Below are 22,726 nucleotides of genomic sequence, written 5' to 3' on the forward strand. Positions count from 1 at the left end.
ATGGCTTGATTTTGTGTTTGCAACGTTGACCATAGCCTCCCCCTCACAAGCAGTGGATTTTTCAAGTTCAAAGGTATGATAATGAAACAACGTCTTATTCTAAAAACAGCGCTCAGCGCGGCCATTCTTACAGCCCTTGTGGGTTGCGCAACTCAACCCACTCATGAGTGGAAAGAAGATACGACTTATAAACTCACCGTGTTACACACTAATGACCACCACGGTCGTTTCTGGCAAAACAAATATGGTGAGTATGGTATGGCGGCACGTAAAACGCTGATCGACGATCTTCGCTCTGATATTGAAGCTGAAGGCGGCAGCGTACTGCTTCTTTCTGGTGGCGATATTAATACCGGAGTTCCTGAATCTGATCTGCAAGATGCAGAGCCTGATTTTAAAGGCATGAGCAAGATTGGTTATGATGCGATGGCGTTAGGTAACCATGAATTCGATAACCCGCTCGAGGTGCTGTTTAAGCAAAAAGAGTGGGCGAATTTCCCAATGCTGTCGGCCAACATTTACGATAAAGCGACCGGAAAACGTCTATTCCAAGCCTACCAAATGTTTGATAAACAGGGCGTGAAAATAGCGGTTATCGGTTTAACGACTGAAGATACCGCTAAAATCGGCAACCCTGAATATATTGGTGGTATTGAGTTTAGAGATCCAAAAGAAGAAGCGAAAAAACTGATCGCAGAAATTGAGAAAACGGAAAAGCCGGACCTTATTTTTGCCGTTACCCACATGGGCCATTATGAAAATGGTCAACGTGGTGTGAATGCACCGGGTGATGTTGCGCTTGCACGATACTTGGATGAAGGTTCTCTCGATATGATCGTCGGCGGCCACTCTCAAGAGCCTGTCTGCATGGAAGGCCCTAATGTGGTGAAGAAAAACTTCCATCCGGGAGATGAATGTAAGCCTGATATGCAAAACGGTACTTACATAGTGCAAGCGCATGAATGGGGTAAGTATGTTGGCCGTGCGGATTACGAATTCCGTAATGGTCAACTGAACATGGTGAGCTACAACCTGATCCCCGTAAACTTGAAGAAAAAAGTGAACGTGAATGGCGAGAGTAAGCGCGTACTGATTCAAGAGCAAATTGCTGAAGATCCAGAAATGCTTAACTTTTTGCGCCCATATCAAGAACAAGGTCAAGAGAAACTGAATGTGGTCATTGCACAAAGTAATGGCAAGTTAGAAGGGGATCGCAACGTTGTGCGTTTCCAACAAACCAATTTAGGTCGTTTGATTGCACTTTCTCATATGGAACGCGCAAAAGCCGACTTTGCGGTGATGAATTCTGGCGGCGTGCGTGATTCGATTGATGCAGGAAAAATCACTTATAAAGATGTGCTCAAAGTACAACCTTTTGCCAATATTCTCACTTATACCGATATGACCGGGGCTGAAGTGTTGGATTACCTCAATGAAGTGGCGACCAAACCTGTTGATTCTGGCGCTTATGTACAATTCGCGGGGATTTCGATGACAGTGGCCAATGGTAAGGTATCGAACGTCTTTATTGGTGATAAGCAGCTCCGTTTGGACGAAACGTATCGCTTCACCGTGCCTAGTTACAATGCAGCAGGTGGTGATGGTTATCCAAAAATCTCCGATCATCCAGGTTATGTGAATACGGGGTTTGTGGACGCGGAAGTATTAAAAGATTACCTCGAAGCACACAGTCCAATTGATGTGAACCAATATGCACCAGCAGGCGAAATTGTCTATAAGTGATAGCGCGATAAAGAGTTTGACTCATTGTGAGCAATCATTTTAACTAAAGGCGGTGCTTAGGCATCGCTTTTTTATCGGCACTAATGGTTATTTTGAGATAAGCACGATGACACCTGCGATTGATTTGGCGAAAAAGAAAAAAATTCCTCACACTCTCCATCAATATCAACATGATCCTAATCACAGCAGTTATGGTTTAGAAGCGGCTGAGGTTTTGGGACAAGATCCGAAAAAAGTGTTTAAAACACTGCTGTTTTGCTTAAATGGCGAGCCGAAAAATCTCGCTGTCGCGATTATTCCTGTTGATCAAAAATTAAACTTAAAGCGTGCGGCCAAAGCGGCTAAGTCGAAAAAAGCGGAAATGGCTAATCCAGACATAGCGCAAAAAACCACAGGTTATGTGGTCGGTGGTATTAGCCCGCTTGGGCAGAAAAAAGCACTACCGACCTTCATTCATCTCAGCGCAGAAGATCAATCGACCATCTGTGTCAGTGCAGGTAAGCGCGGTTTAGAGATTGAATTGGCACCGAGCGATCTTGCGTTATTAACACGAGGTGAGTTTGTTGAATTGTGTCAAGAATAGAGAATGAAAATCCGGCCTCGATTGAGGCCGGATTGACTGGCAAAATTAGTTCTTTAGTTTGATCTCTTCTTCCATCTGGGCGTTATCCACCACATGGTTTTCTCCTAAGTCATTAGGAAGGATCAAGTTTAGAATAATGGCTACGATACCGCATAAGCTGACACCTTGTAGGCTAAACTCTCCGATACCAAAGGCCATGCCGCCGATACCAAACACTAATGTCACTGCCACAATCACTAAGTTACGAGACTTGTGAAGATCGACATGATTTTTAATCAGTGTGTTTAGGCCAACCGTTGCAATTGAACCGAACAGCAAAATCATAATGCCGCCCATTACGGGAATTGGAATGGTTTGTAGTAGCGCGCCCAGCTTACCAACCAATGCTAATACAATCGCGGTGATCGCAGCCCAAGTCATGATTACTGGATTAAAGGCTTTCGTCAGCATTACGGCACCCGTCACTTCGCTGTACGTAGTGTTTGGTGGCGCACCCAGCATCGAGGCTGCGATGGTGGCAACACCGTCACCCGCAATGGTGCGATGTAGCCCAGGTTTCTTGATGTAATCTTTTCCAGTGACGTTTGAGATCGCGAGCATATCGCCCACGTGTTCGACTGCCGGAGCAATTGCAACTGGGATCATGAACAAGATCGCGTTGATGTTGAACTCAGGGAAAGTGAAGTTCGGCATTGACAGCCAAGCCGCTTGCGTAACAGGAGTAAAATCCACTACACCAAAATAGAGGCCCAAAAGATAGCCTGCAAAAATACCGCCGCAGATCGGCAATAGTTTGAGAAAACCTTTGGCAAAAACGCTAATCGTGATGGTGGTTAACAGTGAAACGCAAGAGATCCACATCGCTACATCTGAGCTAATCAGTTGTACTGAACCATCTCCGGTTTTACCTAGCGCCATGTTTACAGCAACAGGCGCAAGGCCTAGGCCAATCACCATGATCACCGGGCCAACGACCACAGGAGGTAAAATTTTGTGGATGATTTCGACGCCACGGACTTTGATGATCGCTCCCAGTAGTATGTAGACAAAACCAGCGGCCACTAAACCGCCCATCGTCGAGGCGACGCCCCAAGTTTGGATGCCAAACATAATCGGTGCAATAAAGGCAAAGGAAGAAGCAAGAAAGATGGGGACAGAGCGGCGAGTAATAAGTTGGAATAAAAGGGTACCGACACCGGCGCCAAATAGTGCAACGTTAGGATCAAGCCCAGTTAACAGCGGGACAAGAACCAGCGCACCAAATGCGACGAAGAGCATCTGTGCGCCTTGGATGGCATTTTTCATCATGATTTCCCTGAAGCAAAATAAAAATTCGCGGGATTCTATCACTTTTGCAAACGATTGCCATTGAAACTAGATCAAATAAAGTCACAAATGTTGATGAAATTATCACCGAACTCTGCCGTGGATTCCTTGCCGCGGACCGGATAGTTGCTTATCATCGACGTTCACAAAACAGATCATAGGAACAGTATGCGCTATTTAGCTATGTTGGTGATGAGCTTACTCACTCTCCCTGCTTATGCCTTAACCAAGGTCGACTTATACCATACCGAAGTCGTGATTGATCAACAGCAAGACAATGCCGACGCGAATGCTCGTATCAAAGGGATGAGCGAAGTGATTGTTCGAGCTTCGGGTGATAGGAATGCGGTGAACAATGAGGTGATTAAAAAAGCCTTAAGGCAGAATTCGCAATATTTAGCGCAAATCAGTTATGGTCAAAATGGGGCGCAATCTTCGATTGTTATGGGGTTTAGCGCACCGCATATCCGCACATTATTAACTCAAGCTCAATTACCATTTTGGCCTGAAAACCGAGCTAATGTTTTAGTCTGGTTGATTGAAGAGTCAGGTTATGACCGCAGTATCGCTTGGGAGCATTCTGACACGAGTACGTTAAAACAGCTTAAAGGCGCGACTCAAACTCGCGGTTTGCCTATCACAGTACCTGTGGGTGATTTTGATGATATTACCGGTGTGGAAGTATCGGATTTGTGGGGCGGTTTCGTGCAGCCTATCAGCATGGCTAGCCAACGTTATCCAACCGATGCTGTATTGGTGGTCAGAGTGCAAAGTAATGGTGTGCGTTGGAGTTTGTATGATCAACCTGCCGTTCAAATCACACAAGCGACGAAAGCGCCACTGTCTGGTCAAGCGTCTGGTGACGATGCTATTGAACAAATGGTCGATCAATTGAGTGATTACTATGCAAGAAAGAGCTCGGTTATCGTGGCCAGTGAATCCTCTTCTTCGCTGCTTGCTCGTTTTAGCCCGATTGATGATGCAATGGATTTCTTTACCTTGGAGAATAAGTTGAAGCGCTTAAGTTCTGTTGCTTCTTTGGACATTCTCAAGATTCAAGGTGAGGAAATCACTTTCGAAGTGCATTTGTTGGCTTCAGAGTCCGAGTTTGAGCAAGAAGTGCTACGCATGGGCAAAGTCGCTAAAATTGACGACCCACAGCCAGAGAGTGTGCCAACACAGCTTACCCCAGCAGCAGAGGTTGATGATTCTGCTGTGGAGTCAGGCTCTTTGCAAGTCACACCTGAACCGTCATTATCTCAGGCCATCACTGAACCAGTGAAGCGAGTGCTCTCTTTTGAGTGGCAAGCGTAAAGTACTCAGTCACCCCTTGAACAAATGCTGAGATAATCAAAAAGAGCCCATCAGGGCTCTTTTTGCATGAGAAGAATAGGCAATCCTGTCATGGATTGACTCTATGGTTGATTATCGTGGGTAAAATTGGCTTTCTCTTGCTTTTCGACTTCAGATAGACGCTTGAGTTTCAGTCCGAGCTCTTTACCGCGATGGCGAGCATACAAGGTATTACCGACAAAAGCGGCAAATGTCAGTAGCAGTTCTACTACCGCTAACCAGCGCTCCCCTCCATCAACATAAATCAGCGTTAACGCGTGTAGAAAGTAGAGCATTAAAACAAAGTTGGCCCAGGCGTGAGTGTAGGGTTTTCCGGCCAAAATTCCCGGTAATGGTAAAAGCAGCGGGATAACCCATGCAATGGCCAATGCAACATGATTAAGATGAGGGTGAGGAGAGAGCGAGAATTGCCATAAAACCACCCATATAATTAGGGATAAGTTACTCAGTAAAGCTAGCCATCGGTACTGCTTGGTGCTTGGCATCATTTCTGCCGTCATAATCTGTCCTTTAATCGGCTGGCTAGCATTGCCAGCCGTTTTCCTAAATTTTTAGCCAGTTCACTTTCGTGCGTAGTGAGTTGTGGCGAGTGTGTTGCGACATGGCTTGCACCATATGGCGTGCCTCCAGAGGTTGTGGTATGCAGTGCAGGCTCTGAATAAGGGATGCCAACGATTAACATGCCATGATGCATCAGTGGCAGCATCATACTCTGTTGCGTACTCTCTTGGCCGCCATGCAAAGAGGATGAAGAAGTAAACACGCAAGCGGGTTTATCAATTAATGCACCGCTAATCCATAAAGGGGTCGTTTGGTCCCAAAAGTGCTTCAGTGGCGCGGCCATATTGCCAAACCAGACTGGGCTGCCAAAAGCCAAACCATCACATTGCTTTAACTCATCCAGAGTCAGGTAGGGATCGGTCGTTTGCTCTGCATGATTGTCTAGCGCCGGAACGGTGCGCAAGAGCGCTGTCGCGCCTTGTGCTTCAATTCCGCGTGCGATTTGCCGTGCCAGAGCTTGCGTTGAACCGTGCCTGCTGTAATAAAGTACGACGACTTTAATACTCATAAAATCTCAAGTACTTGCTCTGGTGGACGGCCGTGGCGCGCTTTACCATTGGCGACAACAATGGGACGCTCAATCAACTTAGGGTGCGCGGCCATGGCTGAAAATAGTTGATCATCAGTAAGTGCATCATCACTTAGGCCAAGTTCTTTATAGAGATCTTCTTTGGTGCGCATCATATCACGAACCTGTTGTAGCCCGAGTTGAGCGTACAAGGTTTTCAACTGTTCGATGGTTGGCGCTTGGTCTAAATATTTGATGATCTGTGGCTTTAACTGGCGGTCTTCTAGCAGTGCCAGAGTTTCACGACTTTTTGAGCATTTAGGGTTGTGATAAATCACGACTGACATAACTTCTCCTCGTTGTATTGTGATTATTGGAGTGATAAGAATCGGTCTCGTTGCACCATCAATTGGTCAATACGTGCATCGTAGCGAGCTTGTTCTAAGCTGCCAAGTTCGGCGAGTTGACTTGCTTGAGTGTAATATTGAATCGCTTTATTCCAATTAGCTTTGAGCGCTAGAAGCTCCGCCCGCGCGGCGAGATCTTCTTGGCTATTGCCAATGCCGATATTCGCTTCTGATAGCAAATGCCAGCCGTTGGTATCATTAGGGTTGTCATGGGTGTAGCGCTGCAATACCCGAATGGCATCAGACAATTTATCTTGTTTTAACAAGCTGTTGGCGTAGTTAATTGTTAAGGTTGGATTGTTCGGTTTCTGTTTGAGCGCCTTCTCGAGCAAGGTTTGGGCTTTGGCCGCTTGATTTAGAGCGATATCGAGATCGGCCATCGCATCAAGATAGAAATTGTTTGTTGGGTCTTGTGCAACCAGCTTTAATAAAATCGCCTCTGATTTATCAAATTGCTTGCTATCGAGATAAACCAAGGCTTTGCCATATTGGAAGGCTGGCACGAGAGTCGCACTCTCTTTTTTCTCCGCACGCTTAAACCAATCAAGAGCGGCTTCATTATCAATTCCAGCATAGCGAGCAACAATTCGCGAGCGTGCTAAATGGTAATCCAATGAAGGTTGAAGGCGCATAGGCGGGTAGTGTTGGGCGCGCTCACGGCTGTCGGTAATACGATCTTCTGGCAGCGGATGGGTTAGTAACATCGGTGGCGGTTTACTAGCGTAACGATATTCATCAGCGAGGCGGCCAAAAAACCTTGGCATGGCTTGGGCATCAAACCCCGCTTTGGCTAGCGTTGCAATACCAAATCGGTCAGCCTCTTTCTCATTACTGCGCGTATAGTTTATTTGGCTTTGCATACTGCCTGCAGTGGTGGCGGTAATGGCGGCAATGCCTACTTCAGGTGCCGCAATAGCCAGTAACAAAGAGCCTGCCAATGCGGCGATTGTTGCTGGTGAGCGTCTGGCTTGGTCTTCCATACTGCGTGCTAAATGGCGCTGCGTGACGTGGGCAATTTCGTGCGAAAGAACCGAAGCGAGTTCGCTTTCTGTTTGTGCATGCAAAAACAGCCCAGAGTGCAACGCAACATAACCGCCAAAGAAGGCAAACGCATTGATGTTGCGATCGCGGATCATAAAAAAGGTGAACGGCGTTTTTACATCGTTGGCATTGGCAACCAATTTATGCCCTAGGCTATCGATGTACTCGTTTATCACCGGATCATTGACGATAGGCTGGCTGTTACGCAGCATGCGCATATAAGCATCACCATAAATAAGCTCTTGATCAATCGTCAAGGTCGAACCTGCTACTGTCCCAATATCCGGTAGCTCTATGGTGTCGGCATAGCTCAAGGAAGGGGCGTTTATCGCCACAGTAATACAGAGGCAAAGTAAGGATCGAGCGCGTTTAAACTTCATATTTGTCAGTGATATTCCGTGATCTTCTTGTCTGTATGACATTGAATGTGTGAATTGGTTTCCAACTCAAAATAACGGCCAAAAATTGTAGAGAGAGAAGAGTAAGCCAGCCGGTATTTGAGTATCGATAAACACTGGCATGCCAGTCAAAACTCGATACAATGGCAGGCCTATATTAAGCATTGAGCAGAAGAATGGAACCAAATATTCTGGATTTACGCCAGCAGCGTTGTCCGATGGCTTTATTACTTGCGAAGCGTCACACTGTTCAATTGGTTTTGGGTGAGGTATTAGACATTTGGCTTAACGACGTCAGCTCAGGACAGGATATAGAAAAATATTTGTCTACTCATGGCTTTCGTTGCCAGTGGAACACGTCACCCGACTATTTTTGGCTAAAAGTAATTAAGGAACTCGATTAAATGTTTGAAATGGTAACTCGTTGGTATCAAAGACGCTTTTCTGATCCTCATGCCGTTAGTCTGGTTGCTATTCTGTTTTTTGGTTTTGTAACGATATATTTCTTCGGTCATTTGATTGCGCCACTGCTTGTGGCCATTGTGCTGGCGTATTTACTTGAGTGGCCAGTAATGCAATTGCGCCGTTTTGGGCTTCCTAGGTCCGTTTCCGTAATTTTGGTGATTTTGCTGTTTGTCGGTTTGATGCTGCTGGCTATCTTTGGTTTAGTACCAACCATTTGGAAACAGGTTGGTAATTTAATCAATGACATTCCTAACATGTATGCAGGGTTGCAAAGCTTCATTTTGAGTATTCCTGAACGTTACCCTGAACTCGATAACTTACAGATTGTTGAGTCGGTGATAAGCAATGCGAAGAACCAGGCTTTAGGTATGGGGGAAAGTGTCGTTAAAGGGTCACTTGCTTCTCTTGTGAGTTTGGCCACCTTGGGTGTCTATCTCATTTTAGTGCCGTTGCTGGTCTTCTTTTTATTGAAAGATAAGAATGAAATGCTGCGAATGACCAGTGGGTTATTGCCACGTAACCGTAAACTCGCGGCTAAAGTATGGCAAGAGATGAACCAACAAATCTCAAACTACATCCGTGGAAAAGTGTTAGAAATACTGATTGTTGGTAGTATCAGTTACGTCACTTTCGCCATTCTTGATTTACGTTATTCGGTGTTGCTTGCTGTGGCTGTAGGTCTATCGGTTTTGATCCCTTATATTGGCGCGGCCGCTGTGACGGTGCCAGTTGCCATCGTCGGTCTCTTCCAATGGGGCATGACTCCACCATTTTACACATTATTAATTGCTTATGGCATCATCCAAGCTTTGGATGGCAACGTATTGGTTCCCGTTCTATTTTCTGAAGCCGTTAATCTACATCCCGTTGCTATCATTGTCGCGGTGTTAGTCTTTGGTGGGCTATGGGGGTTTTGGGGCGTATTTTTTGCAATTCCTCTTGCCACTCTAGTAAAAGCAGTATGGCATGCTTTGCCCAGCACTGATGAACCTGTTGTTGAGGCTGAATCACCCTAAAATCACTGAATTATAAATAAAAAATAGAGAGTAAACAGAATCTCTAAGGAAGCCTAAACCGTAATCGTTTTAGGCTTTTTTTTGCCAAATAGTAAATATTGATTAGACTGAACTAAGTGGATGTGTAAAAAAGCTATAGATTTTTTGTAACTTGGCGATAACTAACTATAACCACAAAAATGATAATTAATTTGGCATCAATGAGGGATACTTATGAAGTTTAGCCAAAAAATAGTTGCAGCTTCTTCTGCACTTCTGCTTGTTACCGTCTCGCTTATTTCTATTCAGCAACTGAGCATTGTGCGCTCGGAAATAGAATCCCTAGTTACAAAAAGTCTGAATGAAATGGAAGCAGGGGTTAAAAACACCATTGTTTCTGAAATGGAAAGCAAAAAATCCTTAGCTCAGTCAATGACTGAGGTGATTGAGCTTGATCCGCTCAACCGGGATTACGTTAAAAACATTCTTGAAAAACCGAAGTTGAAAAAAAGCTTTTTAGCCATAGGGTTAGGGTATGAATCCGATGGTAAAGTGGTGGAGAATGATGACGGTTGGGAGCCAAGCGCTGATTACGATCCTCGCAAGCGCCCTTGGTTTGTGGATGCTAAAGCATCGAAAAAACTTATCGTTACAGCGCCGTATGTCGATATTTCTACCAAAAATGTGATCATTTCTATTGGTACGCCTATTTACGATCAAGGTCGATTCTCTGGTGCCATGTTCTACGATATGGAATTGACGGGTTTAGCTGAATTGGTGAACTCTATTAATTTATTCGATGCGGGTTACCTCTTTATCGTTTCAGGTGACGGAGCGACGATTGCTCACCCTGATACCAAAAATAATGGTGAGAAGTTATCGACTTATTTACCGCAAGTGACTCTGAAAGAGGGGGACCAACAGATTGAAATTGATGGTACCCGTTATCTCGTCAGCTTCACTCATATTCCAAGTGAGAACTGGTACATCGGTGCGATTGTTGATGAATCCATCGCTTTCAATGCGATTGGCGTATTACGCAATAGCTCTATTATCTATACGTTAATTGGGCTTGTGTTGAGTGTGATTGGCTTGACGCTACTGATTAAAGTGTTAATGCGTCCATTAGGTGTGCTCAATGAAGCGATTCAAGATGTCGCCTCAGGGCAGGGGGATTTAACTAAACGCTTGGATACCAATACGGACCAAGAGTTTGCTCAACTCGCATCAGGGTTTAATACCTTTACTGAGACGCTGCAAAAGCAGATCACGCAATCAAAAGCGATTGGTGAAGAGATCATGCGTGGCACAGAGCTCACGGTGCAAGGTGCTCATGAGTCAGCAGAAGCGATGCGCACCCAGTTACAAGAGTTAGAGCAACTAGCCACTGCAATGCACGAAATGGCAGTGACATCGACAGAAGTTGCCAATAATGCGCAAGGTGCAGCAGCAGCGGCGAAAGAAGCCGATGAAGCAACGCAAGATGGTTCCAGTGTGGTCAGTGAAACGACATTGTCGATCGACAATTTATCGGCCCGCATTGACCAAGCGGTGGAAGAGGTGAAAGGCCTAGAGTCCGCGACGGCGAATATTGAAACTATTTTGAAAGTGATTAATGACATTGCTGATCAAACTAACTTGCTTGCCTTAAACGCGGCGATTGAAGCGGCTCGAGCGGGTGAATCTGGCCGTGGTTTTGCCGTTGTTGCTGATGAAGTGCGTACACTAGCTCAGCGCACTCAGCAATCGACTACCGAAATTCGCAGTATGATTGAGCAATTACAAGCAGGAGCGAGTTCCGTCTCTTCAGCTATGAATGAAAGTAAAACGACGGCTGTTGATGCGGTAAATAAAGCGAAAACGGCAAATTCGGCACTGAACCGTATTCGTGATGCGATACAAGTGATTTCGGACATGAATATCCAAATTGCATCTGCGGCAGAAGAGCAAAGCCTTGTGGCTGAAGAGATCAACACCAATACAGTGAAGATTAAAGATTTGTCGACGCAAGTGGCACAATCTGCTGAAGAAGCCAATATCGCAATGCAGGTTCAAACGGAAAACGTTCGTGAGCAAGATGCCCTGCTCAATAAGTTCATTGTGTAATTACACATCAACTTTTGATTAGTCGCGTTACAAAAATGCCAGTATTAAGAACTGGCATTTTTTATTTCAGTCGAGTTTTGATTATTGGGCGTTTAGATAATCAAGTACCACTTCATGGTGATCTTTGGTTTTGAATTTATCAAAAACCTGTTCAATGATACCTTGCTCGTTAATTAAAAAGCTAATCCGGTGTAGACCATCATAAACTTTGCCCATGAACTTCTTCTCACCCCATACGCCGAACTGCTCAGCAACCACGTGGTCTTCATCGGATAATAAAGTGAAGTTTAAGTGATCACGTTCAATGAACTTACCTAAACGCTTCACGGGATCGGTGCTGACTCCGAGTACCACTACGTTGTGAGCATCGAGTTCCGCTTTTACATCTCGAAGGCCTTGAGCCTGAACAGTACAACCTGGTGTCATGGCTTTAGGATAAAAGTAGAACAACACCTTTTTCCCTGAGAAATCAGCAAGGGAAACGGTATTTCCATCTTGATCTAAAAGTGAAAAAGCAGGTGCTGGCGTGCCTGCAGTAAGCGTTTTCATTATTCTTCCTTTTTTATTGACTGTTTTTTATAAAGTTGAGCGAACCTTGTACATCCAGTGTCTTGCATAAACTGTCAAATTCTTCTTGTAGTTGCATTAAGTTACACCCTGAATCGACACTGGCGGTAATGGCAATATGAAATTGGTCGTGATCAAGATGTAACTTCGATTTATGAATCGTCTGCGCACTCAGTGAAGCCATACCAATATTACGATTGGCAAAAAATTGAGTGAATTTCTCTGTTAGGCCAATTTTGTCTTCAGACTCAACAAACACTTCAACCGTATAGGCATTATCTTGATAATCATGAGGTGATGTACGTTTCATTATGGTGATGAGATCATGTTGTTGGCCTAATAAAGGTAAGGTTGTCTCTACTCGGGTGATGTGGTTTGTATTGCCAGAGACCAGCATGATGAGCGTGAACTCTTTGCCAAACAAAGCAATTCGGCTATCGATGATATTGCAGCCTGATTGCGTAACTAAACGTACCACTTCATTACAGATACCAGGGCGGTCTGTCCCTACAGCAGTGATCACTAGATGCTGAGTCATAATATCGCTTCACTTTTATCGTTTTGGGCATGTTATCACAGTTAAATTATAGAGGAACGGTGGTGGAATAGCTTTTTAAGAACTCCGTCTTGAAAATAACGTGTTGTTGACATCGACATATTCAGATCCGCTATAAAGTTTGCCCTCAATTGATGTTGTTTGTTAAACCTCTAACATCTGATAAATATTCATCCAAATGGGCTGATTAAGCGAATTTAATCCCTTGTGTTTTTCAATCGCCTTACAGTACCATGCAGAAAGTAACAAATTAGGGAGATGGACATGTTTTCAGGAAGTATCGTAGCGCTCATTACACCGTTTAATCATGATGGTGAGGTTGATTTTGTTAGTTTGAAGAAGCTGGTGGACTTTCACGTGACAGCCGGAACTGACGCCATTGTTGCCGTCGGAACAACGGGTGAATCTGCCACGCTTACCGTTGAAGAGCATGTCAAAGTTGTCGCAAAAACCGTCGAGTTTGCCGAAGGACGTATTCCTGTGATTGCGGGAACGGGTGCGAATGCTACTCATGAAGCGGTAACGTTTAGTCGTTTATTAAATAACACAGGTATTGCTGGCTGTTTAAGTGTGACTCCTTATTACAATAAACCAACCCAAGAAGGTTTATTCCAACACTACAAAGCAATTTCTCAAGAGACTGATATCCCTCAGATTCTCTATAATGTACCAGGCCGTACAGCGGTGGATTTGCGTCCTGAAACGGTCGCTCGCCTTGCTGAAATTAAAACGATTGTCGCTTTGAAAGATGCAACAGGTGATTTGGGCCGAGTGGCTCTGCATCGTGAGCTTTGTGGAAAAGACTTTATTTTATTAAGTGGCGATGACGCGACGGGTTTGGAGTTCGTTAAATTAGGTGGACAAGGTGTTATTTCGGTGACGAATAATATTGCCGCTAAAGATATGGCGCAGATGATGCACTTAGCATTAGAAGGCCGATTCGACGAGGCTGAGCTTATTAATCAACGTTTAATGCCTTTGCATAAAGGTCTGTTTGTTGAGTCGAGCCCGATCCCAGTGAAATGGGCTGCTCACAAAATGGGATTGATTACAAATGGTGATCTACGTCTACCTTTGACTGAACTGTCTGAACCTGTACGTTCAACGGTTGCCCAAGCCATGACCGAAGCTTGTATCTTCTAAATCGATTCAATATTGTGCCGAGGCTTTTTCCTCGGCAGTCTAGGAGTTTGAATGAAATTTACTCATCAGCTAGTTATCAGTTCACTAGCTGTTTTTGTTTTAAGCGCATGTGCTGGTAACGCTTCTCAGCGTCGCCAAGCAAAAGATGATTTTGCTTATTTAGAAACCCCGGCTCTAAAAGAGTGGCAACTTCCTGAAGGAGCAACTCCGCAGTTTTACCCTAATTACCAGATCCCTGAAGGTGACTTCCAAGGTGGCATTGGCCGTACTGTGGATATTCGTCCTCCTCAACAAGTCTTAGAATTGATCCCTGGCGCGCGTGCCGAGCGCCAAAATGGCGAAGTGACATTATGGATGATCAAGCAAGATGAAGCCGATAAGGTGTGGCAAACCGCGTTAGCCATGCTTAAAGAGCGAAACATTGGTATCGCTGCACAAAGTGAAAACCAGATTGATACTGATTGGGTGACTTGGGTTTCCGAAGATGAAGAAGTTGAGATTGGTAGCCGCTACCAAATCTCACGGGTGATGGCGAATAATCGTTTTGGCTTTAAGATTTCATTGACTGGTTGGCGTGAAGGTGGCAAAGAGATGCCAGTGAGTGCTACCAATAAAGAGCGTTATAATGCGTTCATGACCAATTTGGTCACGGCTCGTTACGATACCGATCTACGTCAAGAAGCAGCACGTAAAGCTCAACAGTTGGTTAAACAGATCCCCATTACGATGGGCAGTGACCGTAGTGGTTTCCCTGTAATTATTGCTCGTACCTCTTACGATGTTCTGTGGCAACGTTTGCCTAATCTTATGCCGCAGTTCGGTTTTACGCTCGAAGAGCGCAACCAATCTCAAGGTACAATAAAAGCGAAATACTCCGCGCCAGATGACGCTTTTTGGCAAGACATTGGCGTGAAACCTATCTCGCTGAAAAGTGGAACTTACACCTTCTTATTAGGTGATTTAGGTAACCGTACCTCGATCAACGTGACCAATTCAGCAGGCAAGCCGGTGGAAGAGGAGCTATTGAAAGATATGGTGCCTGTACTGTCGGCGATTGCCGAGCGTCAGTAATTGTGATGACGAATCCATGAAAAATAAAGGGACGAAAGTCCCTTTATTTTTGCTCTGAATCTGAGTCTTCGTGCTTATCAAGTTCGTTGAGTTTATCTAGATCACTCTTCTTCCCTTTCAAGCCAAATTTCATGTTAGCCGTGTATTTCAGCGCGGCAATATTACCGATAAACACCGCTAAGATTACAATAGTGATAACCCAAGGGTTGGTAATGAATTCCATATCAGGACTCCGGTTGGCTGATGTTAACAATGTGCTGAGTGTAGATCCGATCTAAGTTCTCTTGTACCGTCGACACACCTAGGAGCGGCATGTTTTCAAGCTGTGTCGCCAATACGCTTGGCGTCAACAGGTTAAGACAGTCTTTAGCCGCTGTTTTGTGGCTAATATGCCAAGGTTCAAACGCAACACCGCCTTTCTTTCCTTGGTAGGGGAAGAAAAACCCAAACTTAGGTAAATGCTCTTTCATCCATTGATAAAAAGGAGCTTGGTGGCCTGAGAGATATTCCCAAGGTTCAAGCTTGAGCGTGACACCTGTCGGTAATGCTTTGCGATCAAAAACATCAAAGTCACACCCCCAATGGTGGCGGCTGCTACCGGGCAGCGCTGACCAGCGCAAAATCGTGAATATCTTTTGTTCTTCGCTTAACTGAGCAGGGTTTATCGGTTGACTGTTATTATCAAGTAATTCGGCTTGCCCTGACATTTTCCGATTCCAGATGTTCAACTGGCGTTCAAAATCACGAAACCCACTGGCGATATGGAAATCAAAACCAGCGTCGTCAGCCGCTTGCTTTAGATCGAGCAAATCTTGGATCACCCCGGGGTGAACCAAGAAAGATTTCTGCCCAATCAGCACTGATGTTAAATGGGAGTCGGTTTGTCCGGTCAACTGCTCTGGAGTCATGGGTTACACCAATAAATTCTCTAGGGTTTTTTGGTACATATCCGTCAGTTTCTCTAAATCGGCAATCTTAACGCACTCGTTAACTTTATGAATTGTCGCGTTAACAGGACCAAGTTCGACCACTTGTGCGCCCATCTGGGCAATAAAGCGTCCATCAGATGTGCCCCCTGTCGTCAATAGCTCTGGGGATTTGTGGTTCACCTCATCGACGGCTTTAACGACGGCAGTCAGTAATGAGCCCGTATCGGTCAAGAAAGGTTGGCCGCTTAATGTCCAGCGTAATTCATAATCCAATCCATGGGCATCTAAGATAGAATGCACGCGGCGCTTGATCTCTTCATCGGTTAACTCGGTACTGAAACGGAAGTTAAACTGCACGTCAAACTCACCGGGGATAACGTTTGATGCTCCCGTGCCAGCTTGCAAGTTTGGAATTTGGAAGCTGGTCGGTGGGAAATAAGCGTTCCCTTCATCCCATTTTATTGCCGCAAGTTCGGCTAACGCAGGCAAGGCTTGGTGAATCGGGTTATTGGCAAGGTGAGGATAAGCAACGTGTCCTTGAATCCCTTTTATCTGTAGATCGCCTGTAATTGAGCCACGACGGCCATTTTTTATCACATCGCCCACATTTAATGTACTCGATGGCTCACCGACGATACACATATCAATTGGCTCATTACGCGCCATTAACGCATCGACTACGCGAGTGGTACCATTGATAAATGGCCCTTCTTCATCTGAAGTGATCAAAAAGGCAATCGAACCTTGATGGTTAGGGTGCTGTTCAATAAAGCGCTCGACAGCGACAACCATGCAAGCAAGCGAGCCTTTCATATCTGCCGCCCCGCGCCCATGTAAATAACCATCAATTACAGTCGGTTCAAACGGCGCTGTATGCCACTGCGCTAAAGGACCCGCGGGAACCACATCCGTATGGCCAGCAAAGGCAAAAAGAGGCGATTGAGTGCCGCGACGAGCCCAAAAATTAGTGGTATCTTCAAAGACCATTGTTTCCACTTCAAACCCTAGCGCTTGTAAGCGTTTAATCATCAGGTCCTGGCAACCTGCATCCTCAGGAGTTACTGATTGGCGACTAATGAGATCTTTTGCGAGCGCCAGTACAGGGCTGTCTGTCATCCTTGAAATCCTTGTATTAAGAGAAAATAGTAGCGTATTGCTGAGCATTAAAACCGAGATGGTAATGGGTGTCGACCAATAAAATAGGTCGTTTGATCATAGCAGGCTGTTCAACCAGCAAGGTCACTGCATTGTGAGCATCTAACGACTCTTTTTGTGAGGGCGTGAGCTGACGAAAAGTTGTACCGCGTTTATTGAGTACATTTTCCCAACCAAGTGCTTGGCAAAACTGAGCCACGAGCTCGGCATCAATACCTTGTTTGCGGTAGTCATGAAATTGGTAATCCACCCCCGCAGCTTCCAACCATTTCCGTGCTTTTTTAATGGTGTCGCAGTTGGGAATGCCATACATGGTGATCGTCATAAAAATCCTTGTTGAGGCGTATTATTTTTTTAATGGTCAAATCCTATCAGGAAGCGCTGTGGCTTACAAAATAGAGATGCTTTTATTTCGTTGTTTAAAAAAAATGTGTTTCAGTTGCTTACGATTGGAAAGTTATTGATCGAACGCAACACTCTAAATGTGAAAACAGAAATAATGAAGCGGCACAGTAATAGGAGGTGTCAATGGAACTGAGTCCTGTTTTTGCAAGGCGACTGTATTTAGCTTTGTTAGTAGAAAGCCTTGAAAGACCAAACGTGCCCAAACTCATCGAAAAAACGGGGTGGCCTCGCCGTACGATTCAGGATGTCCTGAAAGCACTGCCAGGAATAGGGATTGAACTGATGTTTGTTCAAGATGGAAGGCGTCACAATGATGGTTACTACCAACTCTCTGATTGGGGGCCATTTGATAGTCAATGGGTATTGGATCGTCGCTGTGATATTGCGACTAGCCTTGGATTTAGTGCATAAGCCAGCATTTGCTGGCTTTTTTTATGGTGTTTTCATATCCACATTGGGTAAGCAACGATAAACAGTACCGAAAATCGTGACAGAGGTTTTGAAATAATTGGAGTAGTCGAGCGTTACTGTATCGCCTCCCAGTTGATGAGCGTGAGTTTTTAGCTCGTTTACTGCCCTTCGAATTAATTTGTCATTGGGAATGAGCCAAGAGCTGAACCAGTAACCTTCACTGCCTGTCACATCCCCTAACCAGTCACACTGACCAGCATCAAATCCGGCATCAGTACGAATTTGGATGCGATCTGCATCGTTTGGGAGTGGGCTGTGTGATGAGCTACAGCCTATCATTAGCGCTGCCAGCAATAATATAGACAGTATTTTCATCAGTTTAACCTTTCAGAACTAGATAAGAGATAAAACCAAGCCAGCTCACGATCAGCAGTGCCCAAGGTAACCATGAGGTCGATACCAAGCTGGATGAAGTTTCAATGTGTGCGGGTTCTTCTTCCGTATTTTGTGCGGTTTTCTTTAGCTGCAATGCTCTTTTTTTGGCTTTATCTGCCTGTCGGCTTTTCTCTTTTTGCTGCTTTTTATACAAGGCTATGCCTTTCTCAATGCCTTGAGCGATCAGCTTGGTTTGTTCTTTCGTTTGCCCTTGCTTTTGAGTGGCTAAGGCGACTTTCATGGCTTGTTGCTGAGTTTGTTCTGAGGGAATAATCGTTTTATTCATAACGTTTACAAGCGGCTATAGACAGGCGCTCACCCTATCACGTATCGTCATCCTTCACTATTGAGATTGATCACTATGCGTGATGTTCAAGTTAGAAACTGGTCAAGAGCAAAAGATCTGGCTAGCTATTTGAAATCGATTCGCTAAAGTAAAAACGTTTTTTTAAAAGAGCGAAGGTATTGATGCGTTATGCGTTAGAGCGATACGACCAACATGGTTTTCTTAAAGCCCCTAAACTTATCTGGCTTGGTTGGTTATTTTTGGCAAAAGCTTGGATTGTTTTCGTGGTGGCAGGAGCAAGCCGAGATAATGGCACGACGATTTTAACCATTGTTTACCCAGACCATTCGATGCTTTATTTGGGGTTGATTATGGGGTTGCCAAGTATCATTCTGATGTGGCTTATCAGCTTACGTGCTCCTGAACGATCGTGGCTAAACCGCATCGTCAGCATGGGAAAACCGCTGACGTTACTTATGGTTATCTTGCAATTTATACAAACGCTTTATCATATCTATTTAGAGCACGGCGTTTTTAATTGGGCCAATGCAAGCACACTGTTGGTGCTGTTATGGTTTGGTCTATATCTACTGAAGAGTAAAAGTGTGCGTGATTGTTTTTCTATCCCGCTCATAGACAAGGCGTGATCCCAATCAAGGTCGCCCCCAAAAACTGAATTACACTGAGCAAAAATAAGTAAGTGAGGATATTTTATGACACAACCTCAAACCGCGATTCTGCCTGAAGCAGGTCCGTTTGCACTGTTTAGCCTTTTAAAAGTAAAGCAAAATCCGGCGCATGTTTTAGCGCAATTGAAAGCATTGCCCGCTTTAGTCAATGAGATAAATCAACATCAACCCGGCGCTGAATTAACCGTGTCGGTCGCATTTACTCGCACCTTTTGGCAGCGTTTAAACCAAAGCATACCACAAGAGCTGATTGATTTTCCTGAGCTTGGTAAAGGCGAAACCATAGCACCAAGTACCGAGGTGGATGTGTTGATTCACTGCCATTCTCATCGTCATGACTTGCTGTTTTATGTGTTGCGTAAATGGATGGAACCTGTGGCTGAGTTGGTTGAAATGGTAGATGAAACCTACTCATTTCGTTACTTAGATGCGCGAGATATGACGGACTTTATCGATGGCACTGAAAACCCTAAAGCCGAAAAACGTCAAGAAGTGGCACTGATTGCTGATGGTGAATTTGCTGGCGGCAGCTATGTGATGTTGCAGCGTTTTGTGCATAACCTTCCAGCTTGGAATCGCTTAAATGTGGCGGCGCAAGAAAAAGTGATTGGGCGTACTAAGCCTGATTCGATTGAGCTTGATAATGTACCTGCAGCGTCTCACGTTGGCCGTGTTGATATCAAAGAAGAGGGGAAAGGGCTAAAAATTGTTCGTCATAGCTTACCTTACGGTACGGTGAGTGGTGAGCACGGTTTACTATTCATTGCTTATTGCCATACGCTGCATAACTTTAAAGTGATGTTGGAAAGTATGTATGGTGTGGCGGATGGTAAAACAGACCAACTGCTGCGCTTTACCAAAGCCGTGACGGGCGCGTACTTTTTTGCCCCTTCAGCTGAGATGCTGCAACATCTTGAACTAAAGTAAGTCTCAACATTGCCCTATCATCGGACCGAGCCTTGTGCTCGGTTTTTCTTTTTAAGCATTTTATGTAAAGAAAAGCGTTTACTGTCCGATAAAGAGATCATTCATTCATTCTATGGCATGGGTCTGTTATGGCAATTACCGTTAATACCAATGTTTCCGCTTTGATTGCGCAGCGCCACTTAGGCTCAGCAAGCGAAATGTTGAATCAATCTTTGGAGCGTCTTGCTTCCGGGAAGCGTATTAATCGTGCCAAAGATGATGCTGCAGGTTTACAAATTTCGAATCGCCTTGAGTCGCAAATGAGGGGCTTAGATGTCGCTGTACGCAATGCTAATGATGGCATTTCAATCATGCAGACTGCTGAAGGTGCAATGCAAGAGACCACCAGCCTGCTTCAGCGTATGCGAGATCTCTCTTTGCAGTCGGCGAATGGCGCGAACAGTAAAGCGGATAGGCAAGCTTTACAGGAAGAAATGAGCGCCTTGAACGATGAATTAAACCGAATTGCTGAAACCACCTCTTTTGGTGGTCGTAAGTTACTGAACGGTTCGTTTGGTCAATCCTCATTTCAGATAGGGGCGAGCTCTGGCGAAGCAGTGCAAGTTTCGTTAAAAAACATGCGTTCAGACAGTTTGGATATGGGGGGCTTTAGCTATGTTGCGGCAGGCATGGCGGGTAGCCAGTGGCAGGTGACACAAGATAATCGGCAGCTCACCATGAGCTATACCGACGCCAAGGAAAAACAGCACAACATTCAAATCCAAGCAAAAGTAGGGGACGATATTGAAGAGTTGGCAACCTACATCAATGGGCAAACCGATAAAGTATCGGCGTCAGTCAACGACAAAGGACAGCTACAGCTGTTCATGGCGGGTAAAGAAACCTCTGGGACTATTGATTTTAAAGGTAGCTTAGCCAATCAGTTGCAAATGAATGTGACGGGATATGAAGCAGTAGACACTCTTGATATTACCGAAGTCGGTGGTGCGCAGCGGGCGGTTGCCGTCATTGATACCGCAATGCAGTACGTTGATAGCCATCGCTCTGAGTTAGGCGCGTTGCAAAACCGTTTTAACCACGCCATCAACAACCTCGACAACGTACATGAAAACCTCGCTTCTTCAAACAGTCGAATTAAAGATACGGACTATGCGAAAGAGACCACCCAAATGGTAAAACAGCAAATCCTACAACAAGTCAGTACCTCTATTCTTGCGCAAGCGAAAAAACAGCCAAACCTAGCATTGGCCTTACTTCGCTAGCGATAAAAAGCAACACTTATCGACTTTTACTAACAAATCTTTAGCGAAATTATTACCTTTTTGGTGGGTTTTTGACCTCTCGTCCTGTTTTTTACACTAAACACATTTTTTTTAAGAAAATTGAAAAAAAATCCTCAAGCTTTGGAAAATACCGCCGTTATAAAAAGTAACTTTGAGAGAACTATTTGGTTTTCCGAGACGTCGGAAACCGGAAACATCGGAAAATCAATTGGAGTAATCACCATGGCAGTTAATGTAAATACCAACGTATCAGCGATGACAGCACAGCGTTACCTAAACGGCGCTAGCAATGCACAACAAACATCAATGGAACGCCTATCTTCTGGCTTTAAAATCAACAGCGCAAAAGATGATGCGGCAGGCCTACAAATCTCTAACCGTTTGAATGTTCAGAGCCGCGGTCTTGACGTAGCAGTACGTAATGCGAATGACGGTATTTCTATTGCACAAACCGCTGAGGGTGCGATGAATGAAACGACCAACATTTTGCAACGTATGCGTGACTTGTCACTACAATCAGCTAACGGCTCAAACTCAAAAGCAGACCGTGTAGCGATTCAAGAAGAAGTCACCGCTCTGAATGACGAGTTAAACCGTATTGCAGAAACCACATCATTTGGTGGTAACAAATTACTTAACGGTACTTTTGAAACTAAGTCATTCCAAATCGGTGCGGATAACGGTGAAGCCGTCATGCTTAGCCTAAACAACATGCGTAGTGACAATGCTATGATGGGCGGCACAAGCTACCAAGCGGCGAACGGCAAAGATAAAGATTGGTCAGTTCAAGCCGGCAGCAACGATCTACAAATCACACTGAAAGATACTTCAGGTACAGATCAGACTATCAATATCTCAGCTAAAGAAGGCGATGATATTGAAGAGTTGGCGACTTACATCAACGGCCAAACTGATATGGTGAAAGCATCAGTTGATGATGAAGGAAAACTACAAGTCTTCGCTGGCAGTAATAAAGTAGAAGGCCCTGTAACATTCGCAGGCGGTCTTGCTGGTGAGCTCGGCATACAAGCTGGTCAAGCTGTTACCGTAGATGTCATTGATGTGACCTCTGTGGGGGGAGCTCAAGAATCGGTTGCCATTGTTGATGCTGCACTGCAATTTGTAGATAGCCATCGCGCACAATTAGGTGCATTCCAAAATCGCTTTAGCCATGCAATCAGCAACTTAGATAACATTAACGAAAACGTGAGTGCTTCTAAGAGCCGTATTAAAGATACTGACTTTGCCAAAGAAACAACAGCGCTTACTAAGTCGCAAATTCTTTCTCAAGCATCAAGCTCAGTGCTGGCTCAAGCAAAACAAGCGCCACAAGCGGCACTTAGCTTACTTGGCTAAAAGAGCCCAATAGCTCAAGAGTTATTC

The 22,726-nt window shown here is 44.8% G+C and carries 26 protein-coding genes; 13 read left to right on the forward strand and 13 right to left on the reverse strand.

The features are described from left to right. Positions 1 to 81 precede the first annotated feature (81 nt). Positions 82 to 1,743, forward strand: coding sequence for a bifunctional UDP-sugar hydrolase/5'-nucleotidase UshA (gene ushA / locus NB504_RS13695; RefSeq protein ID WP_258429090.1), 1,662 nt, complete (start codon positions 82 to 84; stop codon positions 1,741 to 1,743). Between the two features lie 106 nt (positions 1,744 to 1,849). Beyond that, the gene (gene ybaK / locus NB504_RS13700) at positions 1,850 to 2,326 is read left to right on the forward strand and encodes a Cys-tRNA(Pro) deacylase (RefSeq protein ID WP_026027304.1); all 477 of its coding nucleotides are present in this window, start codon (positions 1,850 to 1,852) and stop codon (positions 2,324 to 2,326) included. Between the two features lie 45 nt (positions 2,327 to 2,371). Here the strand turns inward: ybaK and NB504_RS13705 are convergent, their stop codons facing one another. Continuing rightward, positions 2,372 to 3,631 carry a uracil-xanthine permease family protein gene (locus tag NB504_RS13705; RefSeq protein WP_010320498.1) on the reverse strand — a complete coding sequence of 420 codons (1,260 nt, stop codon included), beginning with the start codon at positions 3,629 to 3,631 and terminating at the stop codon, positions 2,372 to 2,374. A 189-nt stretch (positions 3,632 to 3,820) separates the two neighbouring features. On the opposite strand from NB504_RS13705, the gene NB504_RS13710 reads away from it, so the two are divergent. Continuing rightward, the gene (locus NB504_RS13710) at positions 3,821 to 4,966 is read left to right on the forward strand and encodes a DUF2066 domain-containing protein (protein WP_258429091.1); all 1,146 of its coding nucleotides are present in this window, start codon (positions 3,821 to 3,823) and stop codon (positions 4,964 to 4,966) included. 101 nt (positions 4,967 to 5,067) lie between these two features. On the opposite strand, the gene NB504_RS13715 is transcribed toward NB504_RS13710, so the two are convergent. Genes NB504_RS13715 through NB504_RS13730 form a run of 4 tightly spaced genes read right to left on the reverse strand, consistent with a single transcriptional unit; the run spans position 5,068 to position 7,902 of the window. Beyond that, a complete protein-coding gene (locus NB504_RS13715) occupies positions 5,068 to 5,493 on the reverse strand; it encodes a DUF2069 domain-containing protein (RefSeq protein ID WP_026027302.1) in 426 nt (141 codons plus the stop codon). An 8-nt stretch (positions 5,494 to 5,501) separates the two neighbouring features. Continuing rightward, entirely contained in the window at positions 5,502 to 6,074 is a 573-nt protein-coding gene (gene wrbA, locus NB504_RS13720) for an NAD(P)H:quinone oxidoreductase (protein WP_017042769.1), read from the reverse strand. Continuing rightward, entirely contained in the window at positions 6,071 to 6,421 is a 351-nt protein-coding gene (gene arsC, locus NB504_RS13725; protein WP_017042768.1) for an arsenate reductase (glutaredoxin), read from the reverse strand. The genes wrbA and arsC overlap by 4 nt, the downstream gene beginning before the upstream one ends. 23 nt (positions 6,422 to 6,444) lie before the next feature. After that, entirely contained in the window at positions 6,445 to 7,902 is a 1,458-nt protein-coding gene (locus tag NB504_RS13730) for a M48 family metallopeptidase (RefSeq protein ID WP_258429092.1), read from the reverse strand. A gap of 194 nt (positions 7,903 to 8,096) precedes the next feature. On the opposite strand from NB504_RS13730, the gene NB504_RS13735 reads away from it, so the two are divergent. The 3 genes from NB504_RS13735 (at position 8,097) to NB504_RS13745 (ending at position 11,486) form a co-directional block, all read left to right on the forward strand. Continuing rightward, positions 8,097 to 8,324, forward strand: a complete 228-nt coding sequence (locus tag NB504_RS13735; RefSeq protein ID WP_013856280.1) for a sulfurtransferase TusA family protein — start codon at positions 8,097 to 8,099, stop codon at positions 8,322 to 8,324. Then, positions 8,325 to 9,401, forward strand: a complete 1,077-nt coding sequence (locus NB504_RS13740) for an AI-2E family transporter (RefSeq protein ID WP_017042765.1) — start codon at positions 8,325 to 8,327, stop codon at positions 9,399 to 9,401. It begins immediately after the preceding gene. Between the two features lie 213 nt (positions 9,402 to 9,614). Beyond that, positions 9,615 to 11,486 carry a methyl-accepting chemotaxis protein gene (locus tag NB504_RS13745; RefSeq protein ID WP_017045754.1) on the forward strand — a complete coding sequence of 624 codons (1,872 nt, stop codon included), beginning with the start codon at positions 9,615 to 9,617 and terminating at the stop codon, positions 11,484 to 11,486. An 81-nt stretch (positions 11,487 to 11,567) separates the two neighbouring features. On the opposite strand, the gene bcp is transcribed toward NB504_RS13745, so the two are convergent. After that, positions 11,568 to 12,035 (reverse strand): thioredoxin-dependent thiol peroxidase, encoded by a 468-nt coding sequence (gene bcp / locus NB504_RS13750; protein WP_013856283.1) that lies wholly within the window; start codon positions 12,033 to 12,035, stop codon positions 11,568 to 11,570. A gap of 13 nt (positions 12,036 to 12,048) precedes the next feature. Next, on the reverse strand, positions 12,049 to 12,591 hold the full coding sequence (locus NB504_RS13755; protein WP_013856284.1) for a glycine cleavage system protein R: 543 nt from the start codon (positions 12,589 to 12,591) through the stop codon (positions 12,049 to 12,051). 282 nt (positions 12,592 to 12,873) lie between these two features. Here NB504_RS13755 and dapA point away from each other — a divergent pair, with 282 nt between their 5' ends. Further along, on the forward strand, positions 12,874 to 13,752 hold the full coding sequence (gene dapA / locus NB504_RS13760; protein WP_094131614.1) for a 4-hydroxy-tetrahydrodipicolinate synthase: 879 nt from the start codon (positions 12,874 to 12,876) through the stop codon (positions 13,750 to 13,752). Positions 13,753 to 13,803: 51 nt separating this feature from the next. After that, positions 13,804 to 14,823 carry an outer membrane protein assembly factor BamC gene (bamC, locus tag NB504_RS13765; RefSeq protein WP_094147531.1) on the forward strand — a complete coding sequence of 340 codons (1,020 nt, stop codon included), beginning with the start codon at positions 13,804 to 13,806 and terminating at the stop codon, positions 14,821 to 14,823. A gap of 43 nt (positions 14,824 to 14,866) precedes the next feature. Here the strand turns inward: bamC and NB504_RS13770 are convergent, their stop codons facing one another. The 4 genes from NB504_RS13770 to NB504_RS13785 are packed head-to-tail and all read right to left on the reverse strand — an operon-like array spanning position 14,867 to position 17,232. Next, the gene (locus NB504_RS13770; RefSeq protein WP_170906945.1) at positions 14,867 to 15,046 is read right to left on the reverse strand and encodes a DUF2897 family protein; all 180 of its coding nucleotides are present in this window, start codon (positions 15,044 to 15,046) and stop codon (positions 14,867 to 14,869) included. 1 nt (position 15,047) lies between these two features. Next, complete coding sequence (locus tag NB504_RS13775) at positions 15,048 to 15,731, reverse strand: M15 family metallopeptidase (RefSeq protein WP_258429093.1); 684 nt, start codon at positions 15,729 to 15,731, stop codon at positions 15,048 to 15,050. A gap of 3 nt (positions 15,732 to 15,734) precedes the next feature. Next, entirely contained in the window at positions 15,735 to 16,868 is a 1,134-nt protein-coding gene (gene dapE, locus NB504_RS13780) for a succinyl-diaminopimelate desuccinylase (protein WP_094145235.1), read from the reverse strand. A 16-nt stretch (positions 16,869 to 16,884) separates the two neighbouring features. Continuing rightward, the gene (locus NB504_RS13785; RefSeq protein WP_258429094.1) at positions 16,885 to 17,232 is read right to left on the reverse strand and encodes an ArsC family reductase; all 348 of its coding nucleotides are present in this window, start codon (positions 17,230 to 17,232) and stop codon (positions 16,885 to 16,887) included. Between the two features lie 203 nt (positions 17,233 to 17,435). Between NB504_RS13785 and NB504_RS13790 the strand changes: the two genes are divergently transcribed. After that, complete coding sequence (locus tag NB504_RS13790) at positions 17,436 to 17,723, forward strand: helix-turn-helix domain-containing protein (protein ID WP_010318729.1); 288 nt, start codon at positions 17,436 to 17,438, stop codon at positions 17,721 to 17,723. Positions 17,724 to 17,744: 21 nt separating this feature from the next. On the opposite strand, the gene NB504_RS13795 is transcribed toward NB504_RS13790, so the two are convergent. Both NB504_RS13795 and NB504_RS13800 read right to left on the reverse strand, forming a co-directional pair. After that, positions 17,745 to 18,098 (reverse strand): DUF4156 domain-containing protein, encoded by a 354-nt coding sequence (locus tag NB504_RS13795; RefSeq protein WP_258429095.1) that lies wholly within the window; start codon positions 18,096 to 18,098, stop codon positions 17,745 to 17,747. 4 nt (positions 18,099 to 18,102) lie between these two features. Next, the gene (locus NB504_RS13800) at positions 18,103 to 18,444 is read right to left on the reverse strand and encodes a DUF2956 domain-containing protein (RefSeq protein WP_017045746.1); all 342 of its coding nucleotides are present in this window, start codon (positions 18,442 to 18,444) and stop codon (positions 18,103 to 18,105) included. A gap of 179 nt (positions 18,445 to 18,623) precedes the next feature. Between NB504_RS13800 and NB504_RS13805 the strand changes: the two genes are divergently transcribed. The 4 genes from NB504_RS13805 to NB504_RS13820 all read left to right on the forward strand — a co-directional run bounded on the left by NB504_RS13805 (position 18,624) and on the right by NB504_RS13820 (position 22,699). Further along, the gene (locus NB504_RS13805; protein ID WP_088732761.1) at positions 18,624 to 19,091 is read left to right on the forward strand and encodes a DUF2919 domain-containing protein; all 468 of its coding nucleotides are present in this window, start codon (positions 18,624 to 18,626) and stop codon (positions 19,089 to 19,091) included. A 66-nt stretch (positions 19,092 to 19,157) separates the two neighbouring features. Next, positions 19,158 to 20,060 carry a Dyp-type peroxidase gene (locus tag NB504_RS13810; protein WP_017045744.1) on the forward strand — a complete coding sequence of 301 codons (903 nt, stop codon included), beginning with the start codon at positions 19,158 to 19,160 and terminating at the stop codon, positions 20,058 to 20,060. A gap of 128 nt (positions 20,061 to 20,188) precedes the next feature. After that, the gene (locus NB504_RS13815) at positions 20,189 to 21,322 is read left to right on the forward strand and encodes a flagellin (RefSeq protein WP_258429096.1); all 1,134 of its coding nucleotides are present in this window, start codon (positions 20,189 to 20,191) and stop codon (positions 21,320 to 21,322) included. 243 nt (positions 21,323 to 21,565) lie between these two features. Beyond that, on the forward strand, positions 21,566 to 22,699 hold the full coding sequence (locus NB504_RS13820) for a flagellin (RefSeq protein ID WP_258429097.1): 1,134 nt from the start codon (positions 21,566 to 21,568) through the stop codon (positions 22,697 to 22,699). The last annotated feature ends 27 nt before the right edge of the window (positions 22,700 to 22,726 follow it).

Origin of the sequence: Vibrio sp. RM-69-4, assembly GCF_024743775.1 — a bacterium.
GTDB classification, from domain to species: Bacteria; Pseudomonadota; Gammaproteobacteria; order Enterobacterales; family Vibrionaceae; genus Vibrio; species Vibrio anguillarum.

Excerpts from the sequence above, each read along its gene's own strand:
- ushA (WP_258429090.1), top strand. The coding sequence starts at position 82 with ATGAAACAACGTCTTATTCTAAAAACAGCGCTCAGCGCGGCCATTCTT.
- ybaK (WP_026027304.1), top strand. The coding sequence starts at position 1,850 with ATGACACCTGCGATTGATTTGGCGAAAAAGAAAAAAATTCCTCACACT.
- NB504_RS13705 (WP_010320498.1), bottom strand. The coding sequence starts at position 3,631 with ATGAAAAATGCCATCCAAGGCGCACAGATGCTCTTCGTCGCATTTGGT.
- NB504_RS13710 (WP_258429091.1), top strand. The coding sequence starts at position 3,821 with ATGCGCTATTTAGCTATGTTGGTGATGAGCTTACTCACTCTCCCTGCT.
- NB504_RS13715 (WP_026027302.1), bottom strand. The coding sequence starts at position 5,493 with ATGATGCCAAGCACCAAGCAGTACCGATGGCTAGCTTTACTGAGTAAC.
- wrbA (WP_017042769.1), bottom strand. The coding sequence starts at position 6,074 with ATGAGTATTAAAGTCGTCGTACTTTATTACAGCAGGCACGGTTCAACG.
- arsC (WP_017042768.1), bottom strand. The coding sequence starts at position 6,421 with ATGTCAGTCGTGATTTATCACAACCCTAAATGCTCAAAAAGTCGTGAA.
- NB504_RS13730 (WP_258429092.1), bottom strand. The coding sequence starts at position 7,902 with ATGAAGTTTAAACGCGCTCGATCCTTACTTTGCCTCTGTATTACTGTG.
- NB504_RS13735 (WP_013856280.1), top strand. The coding sequence starts at position 8,097 with ATGGAACCAAATATTCTGGATTTACGCCAGCAGCGTTGTCCGATGGCT.
- NB504_RS13740 (WP_017042765.1), top strand. The coding sequence starts at position 8,325 with ATGTTTGAAATGGTAACTCGTTGGTATCAAAGACGCTTTTCTGATCCT.
- NB504_RS13745 (WP_017045754.1), top strand. The coding sequence starts at position 9,615 with ATGAAGTTTAGCCAAAAAATAGTTGCAGCTTCTTCTGCACTTCTGCTT.
- bcp (WP_013856283.1), bottom strand. The coding sequence starts at position 12,035 with ATGAAAACGCTTACTGCAGGCACGCCAGCACCTGCTTTTTCACTTTTA.
- NB504_RS13755 (WP_013856284.1), bottom strand. The coding sequence starts at position 12,591 with ATGACTCAGCATCTAGTGATCACTGCTGTAGGGACAGACCGCCCTGGT.
- dapA (WP_094131614.1), top strand. The coding sequence starts at position 12,874 with ATGTTTTCAGGAAGTATCGTAGCGCTCATTACACCGTTTAATCATGAT.
- bamC (WP_094147531.1), top strand. The coding sequence starts at position 13,804 with ATGAAATTTACTCATCAGCTAGTTATCAGTTCACTAGCTGTTTTTGTT.
- NB504_RS13770 (WP_170906945.1), bottom strand. The coding sequence starts at position 15,046 with ATGGAATTCATTACCAACCCTTGGGTTATCACTATTGTAATCTTAGCG.
- NB504_RS13775 (WP_258429093.1), bottom strand. The coding sequence starts at position 15,731 with ATGACTCCAGAGCAGTTGACCGGACAAACCGACTCCCATTTAACATCA.
- dapE (WP_094145235.1), bottom strand. The coding sequence starts at position 16,868 with ATGACAGACAGCCCTGTACTGGCGCTCGCAAAAGATCTCATTAGTCGC.
- NB504_RS13785 (WP_258429094.1), bottom strand. The coding sequence starts at position 17,232 with ATGACGATCACCATGTATGGCATTCCCAACTGCGACACCATTAAAAAA.
- NB504_RS13790 (WP_010318729.1), top strand. The coding sequence starts at position 17,436 with ATGGAACTGAGTCCTGTTTTTGCAAGGCGACTGTATTTAGCTTTGTTA.
- NB504_RS13795 (WP_258429095.1), bottom strand. The coding sequence starts at position 18,098 with ATGAAAATACTGTCTATATTATTGCTGGCAGCGCTAATGATAGGCTGT.
- NB504_RS13800 (WP_017045746.1), bottom strand. The coding sequence starts at position 18,444 with ATGAATAAAACGATTATTCCCTCAGAACAAACTCAGCAACAAGCCATG.
- NB504_RS13810 (WP_017045744.1), top strand. The coding sequence starts at position 19,158 with ATGACACAACCTCAAACCGCGATTCTGCCTGAAGCAGGTCCGTTTGCA.
- NB504_RS13815 (WP_258429096.1), top strand. The coding sequence starts at position 20,189 with ATGGCAATTACCGTTAATACCAATGTTTCCGCTTTGATTGCGCAGCGC.
- NB504_RS13820 (WP_258429097.1), top strand. The coding sequence starts at position 21,566 with ATGGCAGTTAATGTAAATACCAACGTATCAGCGATGACAGCACAGCGT.